We start from the raw sequence: 411 nt of genomic DNA, 5'->3' as shown, positions 1-411 counted from the left end.
CGATGACATCGCGAACCAGCTGCTCAAGGTCTACCCAGGCGGAGGTAGTCACTTCACCGGCAACAATGGCTACACCGGTCTTGACCAGCGTTTCACAGGCTACACGGGCGTGTTTGTCTTCTGCGATGATGGCGTCGAGCACCGCATCGGAGATCTGGTCGGCGATTTTATCCGGATGTCCTTCAGACACGGACTCGGAGGTAAACAGGGAGTATTCGCTCATCTAACGGTTCCTATATACCGGTGGGTGAGGCGGCCCGAAGGCCATGTCTAAAACAGTCACTCTTGCGGATTGGACAGACAAGCTGCCAACCCTATGCATCGTCTACGAACCAGGACGGGCGAAATGCCTGATCTGGATCTGGAAGCCATTGCGTAAACCTATATAGAGGCTTTCGCCTGGCACAAGTC

Annotated in this window: 1 protein-coding gene; it reads right to left on the bottom strand. The window is 54.7% G+C overall.

The genetic code is table 11. The features are described 5' to 3' along the window. The coding region (locus tag FPV16_RS25975) for an S-adenosylmethionine synthetase N-terminal domain-containing protein (protein ID WP_319802282.1) at positions 1 to 223 on the bottom strand (223 nt) is incomplete at its 3' end. Positions 224 to 411 lie beyond the last annotated feature (188 nt).

The organism is Methylobacterium sp. W2 (genome assembly GCF_020662345.1).
Classification (GTDB): domain Bacteria; phylum Pseudomonadota; class Alphaproteobacteria; order Rhizobiales; family Beijerinckiaceae; genus Methylobacterium.
This window is presented reverse-complemented; position numbering and strand designations above follow the sequence as displayed.